Origin of the sequence: Psychrobacter sp. AOP7-B1-25 (assembly GCF_052376195.1) — a bacterium.
Lineage (GTDB): Bacteria > Pseudomonadota > Gammaproteobacteria > Pseudomonadales > Moraxellaceae > Psychrobacter.
Genome location: NZ_JBQSVK010000007.1, coordinates 143,748 through 152,157, shown reverse-complemented (window position 1 = coordinate 152,157; position 8,410 = coordinate 143,748). Strand labels below are relative to the sequence as shown.

The window sequence follows — 8,410 nt, the reverse complement described above, 5'->3', positions numbered from 1 at the left end:
TAATAAAGTCAACGATTTGTTAGGCCGAATGACGTATCAATCACTATTCGTCAGTCAGGATGACTGATACCAAGGAGATCCACATGGCACATCTACCAGCCCACGCTTGAGCTATGCTGAAAAAAACTGTAGAACCAACCTTGGTAAACTAACGACTCAATGAGCAGTTTATTATGAATAAGAAAATCAGAACCTATAGTGGAGCATTCAAAGCTGAAGCCGTTAAAAAGATAGCAGATAATAATGAGGGATTGGATAAAGTGCTGATTAGATATTATGATAGATGTAGCCAGTATGATGGTGACACGTAGAATCAACTCATCAAATAGTTTGGCTTACATAGATCCTATAACTTGAGATTGAAAGAGGTGATCAACTATACAAAATAATGTACCAATTCTGAGTACAACTAGATTAAACTCCAAAAAGGATTTTATACATAATTGATAAAGTAGACTCAGTTAATATTTACCAGAGTGACAAGTGCAACTACTTAGAGTTGACACGTATATCACATTTGAACAGCTATCAACTAAACTGATTAATTGTCCATGATATAAACATAAATCCATAAACTTATCATCGGGTACTGATTATAGACTTTATTTAACATAATATACATTATACGAAAACAAACCAGCGGTTTTGATAGTTGAGCATAAAGCCATTTATAGCATTTTATTTTTATACCTTAACTCAAATTTAATCTTAGTTATAGATCTCTACTAGCGACAATTATTAAGTAAATGCTCACGCAAAGTTTTGTCGTTCTGATCTAAAATTACATCTGATACTCGGCAATCAATATTATCAATATTATTTTTATCACGATCATCACATGATAACTCATAATAAATATCGCCACCTTGTGCCAAGTTAACCCAAACCAAACCTTGCTCAGTTATTGAAAACTTTTTATCTTGCGTATAGTCAGGATCTTGCGAGTTCCAAAGTACATCGTAATCTATATTGCAGGACGTCTGAGTTTTATCAAAATACGCTTGTTCAAGTTGCATGGTCGCTTGTAAGTCAGCACCTGCATATTTTTGCAGTACTATAGGATTACTCATACCTTGATCATCAATATCCTGTTGGTACATTTTTGTGATGGTCGCAATCTTTATATCAGCCATATTGCTTTGTTTCTGATCTGCTTTTGATACATCCGCTATAGCGTTACCGATAGTCATCAGTTTTATCGTCAATAGTAATATCAGCGATTTATATGTTGGCATCTTATTCTCTGCGAGCTTTTATCCTATAAGTGTTATGGTCTATTACATCATACCTATATTAGGACTTTGCTATATTATCGTATTATTCAGGCTAACTTGCCCAAATATCGATTACATAGCGCTTTTATGGTATTTTCTTATATCTGCGCGTAACCATTTATAGTGACATATTTTTCGCTAATAACCGTGCTAAGGATCATTTTATGATGACATTGCCTGTTTTTTTGAAGAAAAAATCTACGACATTAGCTTCTAGCAGCCTTGTTTTATTCGCTCTGGCTGCTACGGGTTGTCAGTCTACCCCTGAATCCAGTGAAGCTATTGTATCTCAACCAACCAGCAGTTCATCAACATCTAGTAATACTGATATCAGTCAGCAAATCCTTAGACAGCAAGCGTTACACATTCAGCAAGCACTGGCCAATGGCGACTATGCCAGTATTACCAACGACATTCATCCTACACGCGGCGTTCGTTTTTCGATGTATGCTTATGTACGGCCTGAGACAGATAAAGTTTTTAGTCGAGATCAATTTACACAATACTTACAGCAGTCAAATATTCAATTTACTTGGGGCGAAAAAGACGGCACAGGTGATCCATTAGTCATGCCATTACCTACTTATTTGGATACTTGGGTCAATGCGAGCGTATTTAATGATAATTCTACGATAAGCTTTAATAACAGCCAATCTATAGGCAATAGTATCAATAACTTAAATAAAATATATAAAAATTCTGATTTTGTTGAGTTTTATAGTAACGGTAGCGAAGAATATGATGGAATGGATTGGCGTGCGATACGTTTAGTATTTGATGAATATCAAGGTAAACATTATCTCGTAGCAATCATTAACGACCAATGGACGATTTAGAGCGTATAAAAGTGATTAACTGACAAGTTTGTAAGCTGGTTTTTAACGGGCAGCCTGCTCTATCTGATTGTAAATACAGTATATATTCAAATATAATTATATATTTTGCAACTTGTTTTTTATATCAGGTTGCATGGTTTTTGATACGGCTGTTGATATGGTTTTTAATAATAATATTGTGTATCAGCCCTCTAACGACAACATATTCATAATCAATTTGATCAAAGTTTCTTTTTGACTAGGGTCAGATTCCGCGACCAGTAAAGTTAATGCTGCAAGCCCGGTATTATTAATGACCATGTCACCTTTGTCATTTAACAGTCGATGGTTACGGTGTAAAAAATCTACGAACAAAAAAGCACCGCTGCGTTTATTACCATCAGTAAAGGGATGGTTTTTTACCATAAAATACAGTAGATGTGCCGCTTTACTCTCGATAGTCGGATACGCAGGCTCACCAAAGACCGTTTGCTCCAAGTTGCCCAATACGCTGTCCAAGCCATCACCACGAGGCTTAGCGAATAATTCAGTCGCCTCACCTCTATTTATCAGCTGCGCTTTCAAATTTGTCAGCGCTGCCATCGCCTCAGTCGTACTGGGTAGTATGCCACCATCTTGTCCTACAGGACTATCGAGCAAACCTTCATCATAGCGCTGTAACCATAAAAACGTCTGCGTATAACGACTGATAATCTCAACCAGTCCACGTCCTTCATCAGTTTTAAGCTCGGGGCTTTGCGCAGTTTTATTGATTAAATTTAACGCTTGTTGTAGCTCGCTTGAGTTTTTATCGAAGCGCTGTTGATTGAGCGTATAACCTTGTACCAAGTACTCACGCAGACGCTGCGTTGCCCAACGTCTAAACTGCACGCCCTGAGGAGATTTGATGCGATAGCCTACTGATATAACCACATCTAGGTCATAAAAGGTTACTGGACGATCTGAATTTGCAATATGCATTTTTTGCATATTGCTTTTTTCAACGATTTATTCATCGTTTATGGCGTTATTAATATGGCGAGAAATCACTGATTGATCACGGCCAAACAACTCAGTCATTTGTGCTTGTGACAGCCAAACTGTCTCTTGCTCAAAGCGCACATCTACTTGCGCCTTTCCATCAGCACTTTCATAGATCTCTACTGTTGCCATGTCGTCATTTATCGCGTTAATCACCGCAGCTTCCCAATTCTAATATACTTATGCTGTCTTAAATACAGCTTACTTTCACCATCTCTATAAGTATCACTCATAACGGTGTCTGACGAAAGAACTTTACCATAATGTCATAAATATCTGGATAAGCATCTACCAGTTTTTGTGGCGTTTCAAAAAACACCTCGCTGAGAACAGCAAAAAACTCCGCAGGATTGGTTGCACCATAGCGGTCTAAACCCGATTTGCGATGTGTTTGAAAGTCTTCGAAATCGCGGCTCATGATCTGTGTCCAGTTTTCAGGATTCATATTAGGTTGCATCGGCGGAAAGCCGTTGGCACGACCATTCATCATATCAAGCTTATGGACAAACTCATGAATGACGACATTGTGCCCATCACGCTCACCTGAGTGCTTGGCATCTTTCCATGAAAGAACAACAGGCCCTCGCAACCATGCTTCCCCACTACGGTGTTGACTGCCTTCGTGGACGATACCAAACTCATCTACCGTGGTGCTGTCACTTTTGTACGAGCCGAGATAAATAATAATCGATGACCAGCCAGCATACCACTCAAGGCCTAAGTTTAAGATCGGCAAACACGCTTGCAGTGCAATCGATTGTCTGACAGCATCGGTAATCTCAAAACCTTGTGCACCAGTGATGGATTTATCAGCCAAAAATAGCGTTGCTAAATCAAACAGATGTGACATTTCATCGGTATTTAATCGATCCAATATGACGATACGTTTGGCTGCCTGTTGCCAATCAGCCTGAGTAAATTCACTATTGTCCAGTATACGCTGCTCCTGCCAGTCTTTTATGATGCCAAACATACCTTTATCTCCTCGAGTCTTATATCTCACGACATTGAAATAACTCAGCCTAGCATGTACTTACCTGCCAGCAATACACCAATATCGTTATTAAACAGGCTTGATAGCATCCAACTGCACTTCAACCACACGAAGTGCCATCGTCTTCCAATCTAGCTCCAACTCATCGGTGAACACCACATGGTGACTGATACTGACATACCCATGCACGATTGCCCAGATATCTAATGCTATTTGCCGACGTTCCGTCATGCTAGCATCTTCTGGTAGATAAGAACCCGCCACTCGAACTAACTTGGAAAACGCGCTATCTCTTGCAGCGATAGCTTCTTCAGAGGGCTGATATCCTGCATCAGACTCCCCAAAAATCAGCCGATAATGCGCTTCATGTTTCTCGCCTACCTTGAGATACCCTAGACACGCTTCTAGCACTTGCTCTTTACTTGCCTTACCCTCCGGAATGACATCCATGGCTTCACGGACAAGATTAAACCCTTCAATATATAGCGCATCTAGTATGCCTTGTTTACCTTGGAAATGACTGTATATACCGATAGTGGACAGTCCTGCCCGCTTGGATATAGCGCGTACACTTAAGGCATCGCCGCCCCCTTCTAAGAAAAGCTCAGATGCTGCGTTTAGTATTTTGGTTCTAACATCCATTAGGTTCTCACTATGTCTTGACAATTATAACAGCGTTATTCTAGTATATAACACTGTTATAAACAAACGATTATGGATTGATTGTGTTGGTAAAATTTAACTTAAGAGTAAGGACGCTATGAGTATTCAACAGCTAGAAACGGATTATTTAATTATTGGTAGTGGCGCAGTAGGTATGGCTTTTGCCGATGTGCTGCTCACAGAGACAGATGCCAACATTATCATCGTCGATAAGCATCATAAGCCAGGTGGTCATTGGAACGACGCTTATTCATTTGTCACCTTACATCAACCATCATCTTTTTATGGCGTGAGCTCGCGTGAGCTTTGCGGCGGTACGATTGATAAGATTGGTCTAAATAAAGGTTTGTCTGAGTTGGCGTCAGGTGCAGAAATTATGGCGTACTTTGATAAAGTCATGAAGCACACGTTTTTACCAAGTGGCCGTGTGAAGTATTTCCCTATGTGTGAGTACAAAGGCGACGGTAAGTTTTCATCGTTGCTGTCTGATACCAGCTATAAGGTTAAGGTCAATAAAAAAATCATCGATGGCACTTATTTCAAAACCTCAGTACCAGCGACGCATACCCCAAACTTTGAGATTGCAGACGGTGTTAAGTTTGGCCCATTAAATGACTTACCAAGTATGAGCAAACCTCGTGATGGTTACGTCATCATCGGCGGCGGAAAAACAGGTATTGACGCAATTTTATGGCTATTAGAGAACCAAATTGACCCAGATCATATTACGTGGATTATGCCAAGAGACGCTTGGCTGATCGATCGTAAGAACACCCAGCCTTCTCATGATTTTTTTGTACATACTATAGGGGCGCAGGCTACTCAGGCAGAAGCGATTGCTGAGGCTGAAAACATCGAAGACCTTTTTTATCGTTTAGAAAAAGGTGGCGTATTAATGCGTATTGATCCAAATGTACGCCCGCAAATGTTCCATGGCGCTACCATTAGCAGTGAAGAGCTTACGCAGTTGCGTAGGGTTAAAAACATTGTGCGCAAAGGTCGCATAACTCGCTTAGATACAGACAGGATTTATTTTGGCGATGACAGCATCGCTACCACTCCTAACACGATGCATATCGATTGCTCAGCACGAGCGGTACCAGTGACAGAGACGTACGATGTGTTCAAAGGTGATACCGTGGTGGTGCAAACCATACGTACCTATCAGCCGGTATTCAGTGCCGCATTTATCGCCCACATTGAAGCCAATTATGACGATGAAACCATCAAAAATGAGTTATGCCAAGTGGTGCCAATCCCAAATCATGATACGGACTTTTTGGTTGGGCTCGTTAAACAAATGCAGAATCAAATGCGTTGGTCAAAAGAGCCTTTACTACGTGAGTGGATGATCAACAATCGCTTAGATGGCTTCACTAAATTGGTACGTGTCAGCGAAGATACGCCAACTGAAGAGCTGGCTATCCTTAAACGTCTAAAAGAAGCAGGACCAAAAGCCGCTGCAAACATGCCCAAGCTCATGGGTGAAATCATGCAAATGACGGCAGCACGTCAAGCCAGCACCTCTAATACCTAAAAAGAAAAGAACAACTGCCAAGGAAGCTACTATGCAAGAATTTCAAACCCACAAAGTAAACCTTACTCAGGCTCGCCTACAAGAGACTCCGCTACACACTCTCGGTGATGGCGAAGTACGTGTCAAAGTTGATCGCTTTGCTTTTACTGCGAATAATATTACTTATGCCGTCATGGGTGACCAATTACGCTATTGGCAGTTTTTCCCGCCCAATGGCGACGAGCCTGAAAAATGGGGCATTATTCCAGTATGGGGCTTTGGCGATGTTATTGAGTCCAATAGCGATGCACTACCTATCGGTGAGCGCCTATTTGGTTACTTCCCGCCCGCCAATGAATTAATCATAACACCCAAGCGAGTTACGCAAACCAGCTTGCTAGATGGCAGTGCCCATCGTGCCGAGCTACCACCTGGCTATAATTTATATCAGCGCGTTAATCATGAACAAGGCTATGACCGCGCCAATGACAATCAGCGCATGCTATTGTTCGTCTTGCATCTGACCTCATTCTGCTTATATGATCTATTGAAGAGTAATAACTGGTTTGGTGCAGAGCAAGTGGTGATTATCAGTGCATCGAGCAAGACCAGTACAGGTTTGGCATATGGCCTCGCTGATGATAGAGACGCACCGCACGTTATCGGTCTCACTTCAAACCGTAATATAGATTTTGTTAAGTCAATCAATGCCTATGACAGTGTGCTTAGCTATGACACGCTTGAGCAGATTGATGCGACCAAGCCGACAGTCATCGTAGATATGTCAGCCAACACTGATGTGCTTAGTCGTCTACATAGACACTTAGGTGATAACATGCGCTACACCAGTAATGTCGGTCTTACGCACTGGGACGAACCACGTCATGCCGAAGGTATTATCCAAGAACGTAGCAAGCAGTTTTTTGCACCCAGTCATGTACAGAAACGTATGAAAGAATGGGGTCCTGAAGCGTTCAATAAACGCTCTATGCGCTACATCATGAATAGCACCGCAAAAACTAGTGAGTGGTTAAAAATCCAAGAACTTGATGGGGTTAATGGCTTGCTAAAGGTTTATAAAGACATCTGCGAAGGCAAAATAGCTGCTGATGAAGGTTTGGTAGTAGTTATGAGTGACAATGAATAAAAATGACTAAACTATAAACATCTCCCTATAAAACTGTTACTTATTAAGCATCAGTAAAATAAAAAGCAGAGAGCCTAGTCAATAAGTTCTCTGCTTTTTTGTGCATTATATATCGACTGAAGACAGACGCCCTACTCATAACTCTTAAGCTTAGAAGCTGTCGTTTAAATTGCGGTTTAATGCACCCATCCTTCGTCTTTTAGATAGTTATGCAGCCCTTCAGCGAACTGTCTGTAGCCTGCAGCATTGGCATGAATTTTATCAGATTTTAGTGCATCATCTGACAGCACTGTTGACCAGCCGTCAGAATACAGCGGTACGCCTTCAGATTCCGCAATGTCTTTATATAGTGGATTATCACTGGCTTTGCCAAACAAGGCGCTGGTACTGAGATGCGGCTCCGCGATCAGAACAACATCAATATTTTTGAATTGTAAGGTGTCTATAGTCGCGATGATATTGGCACGAGTGGTATCAGGCGCAATGCGTTGTAGTACATCATTACCACCTACACCGAGTAATACCAGATCAGGGTTATGCTGAACAACCTTATTTACTCTATACAACACGTCTGCAGAAGTGTCGCCATTGACTCCTGCATTGACGACATTCCATTTGCTTAGCTCTGCTAGCACTGTAGGATACGCTGTTTCATCATTTGCGCCATAACCATAGGTCAATGAGTCACCGAGAGCGACCACCGTACTACCTTCAGGTAAGGCAGTCTGTATCGGCTCACTACCACAGCCTGTCATACCAACAGTAGCGGCAAGTCCTATGCTTGCCAGCGCTAAAAACCTATCACCTAGATGCATATGTATTCCACTCCTATACTCCGATTAATTGAGATAAACCTATTTGTATTAATAAGTTGATATTGCTTAAAACTCATTATCTAACTTTTGTTGTATATTAATAAGTATACGTTGTATAGTGAATAGAGGGGATAGATTACCTGTT

General features: G+C 41.1%; 7 protein-coding genes and 1 pseudogene. 3 read left to right on the top strand and 5 right to left on the bottom strand.

Translation table 11 applies throughout. The features are described from left to right. Window positions 1-725 precede the first annotated feature (725 nt). Window positions 726-1,235: a hypothetical protein gene (locus tag ACT3QR_RS08105; protein ID WP_444520837.1), complete on the bottom strand. Its 510-nt coding sequence runs from the start codon at window positions 1,233-1,235 to the stop codon at window positions 726-728. 203 nt (window positions 1,236-1,438) lie between these two features. On the opposite strand from ACT3QR_RS08105, the gene ACT3QR_RS08100 reads away from it, so the two are divergent. Continuing rightward, window positions 1,439-2,110 (top strand): hypothetical protein, encoded by a 672-nt coding sequence (locus ACT3QR_RS08100; protein ID WP_444520836.1) that lies wholly within the window; start codon window positions 1,439-1,441, stop codon window positions 2,108-2,110. A gap of 183 nt (window positions 2,111-2,293) precedes the next feature. Here ACT3QR_RS08100 and rhuM read toward each other — a convergent pair. The 3 genes and pseudogenes from rhuM to ACT3QR_RS08085 form a co-directional block, all read right to left on the bottom strand. After that, window positions 2,294-3,262: pseudogene (gene rhuM, locus ACT3QR_RS08095) on the bottom strand (RhuM family protein). Between the two features lie 97 nt (window positions 3,263-3,359). Beyond that, on the bottom strand, window positions 3,360-4,103 hold the full coding sequence (locus ACT3QR_RS08090; protein ID WP_444520835.1) for a zinc-dependent peptidase: 744 nt from the start codon (window positions 4,101-4,103) through the stop codon (window positions 3,360-3,362). Window positions 4,104-4,193: 90 nt separating this feature from the next. Continuing rightward, complete coding sequence (locus tag ACT3QR_RS08085; RefSeq protein WP_444520834.1) at window positions 4,194-4,766, bottom strand: TetR/AcrR family transcriptional regulator; 573 nt, start codon at window positions 4,764-4,766, stop codon at window positions 4,194-4,196. 118 nt (window positions 4,767-4,884) lie between these two features. Between ACT3QR_RS08085 and ACT3QR_RS08080 the strand changes: the two genes are divergently transcribed. Further along, the gene (locus ACT3QR_RS08080) at window positions 4,885-6,324 is read left to right on the top strand and encodes an NAD(P)-binding protein (protein ID WP_444520833.1); all 1,440 of its coding nucleotides are present in this window, start codon (window positions 4,885-4,887) and stop codon (window positions 6,322-6,324) included. A gap of 31 nt (window positions 6,325-6,355) precedes the next feature. Next, entirely contained in the window at window positions 6,356-7,450 is a 1,095-nt protein-coding gene (locus ACT3QR_RS08075; RefSeq protein WP_444520832.1) for a DUF2855 family protein, read from the top strand. Between the two features lie 176 nt (window positions 7,451-7,626). On the opposite strand, the gene ACT3QR_RS08070 is transcribed toward ACT3QR_RS08075, so the two are convergent. After that, the gene (locus ACT3QR_RS08070; RefSeq protein WP_444520831.1) at window positions 7,627-8,265 is read right to left on the bottom strand and encodes a GDSL-type esterase/lipase family protein; all 639 of its coding nucleotides are present in this window, start codon (window positions 8,263-8,265) and stop codon (window positions 7,627-7,629) included. Window positions 8,266-8,410: the final 145 nt, after the last annotated feature.

Bases quoted from the DNA above. Each gene is read 5' to 3' on its own strand.
- ACT3QR_RS08105 (WP_444520837.1), bottom strand. From the start codon at position 1,235: ATGCCAACATATAAATCGCTGATATTACTATTGACGATAAAACTGATG.
- ACT3QR_RS08100 (WP_444520836.1), top strand. From the start codon at position 1,439: ATGATGACATTGCCTGTTTTTTTGAAGAAAAAATCTACGACATTAGCT.
- ACT3QR_RS08090 (WP_444520835.1), bottom strand. From the start codon at position 4,103: ATGTTTGGCATCATAAAAGACTGGCAGGAGCAGCGTATACTGGACAAT.
- ACT3QR_RS08085 (WP_444520834.1), bottom strand. From the start codon at position 4,766: ATGGATGTTAGAACCAAAATACTAAACGCAGCATCTGAGCTTTTCTTA.
- ACT3QR_RS08080 (WP_444520833.1), top strand. From the start codon at position 4,885: ATGAGTATTCAACAGCTAGAAACGGATTATTTAATTATTGGTAGTGGC.
- ACT3QR_RS08075 (WP_444520832.1), top strand. From the start codon at position 6,356: ATGCAAGAATTTCAAACCCACAAAGTAAACCTTACTCAGGCTCGCCTA.
- ACT3QR_RS08070 (WP_444520831.1), bottom strand. From the start codon at position 8,265: ATGCATCTAGGTGATAGGTTTTTAGCGCTGGCAAGCATAGGACTTGCC.